Below are 417 nucleotides of genomic sequence, written 5' to 3' on the forward strand. Positions count from 1 at the left end.
GGGCATTATCGCACCTTGGAACTATCCGCTCTATTTGGTGATTGCACCACTGGCCGCCGCATTGGTCGCAGGCAATCGTGCGATGCTCAAAGTCTCAGAAGCGTCACCGAACTTTGAGCAGTGGCTGGCTAATGCGTTACCCAAGTATTTTGCCGCAGACGAAGTGACCTTAATTACAGGGGATGTCGAAGTCGCACAAGCCTTTAGCCAATTACCGTTTGACCATTTATTTTTTACCGGCTCTACCGCAGTGGGCAAACATATCATGAAAGCCGCGGCACAGAATTTGACCCCTGTCACCCTTGAGCTGGGCGGCAAATCTCCTGTCGTAGTGACGCCGAGCGCTGATTTGGCAAAAACTGTCAACCGCGTATGGACAGGCAAAACCATGAACGCAGGACAGACCTGTATTGCGCC

The 417-nt window shown here is 52.0% G+C and carries 1 protein-coding gene; it reads left to right on the forward strand.

All coding sequences use genetic code 11. The features are described 5' to 3' along the window. On the forward strand, positions 1 to 417 hold a 417-nt coding region (locus M3175_RS26140), incomplete at both ends, for an aldehyde dehydrogenase family protein (protein ID WP_251524628.1).

The sequence above is a fragment of the Robertmurraya korlensis genome (genome assembly GCF_023715225.1).
Taxonomy (GTDB): domain Bacteria; phylum Bacillota; class Bacilli; order Bacillales; family Cytobacillaceae; genus Robertmurraya_A.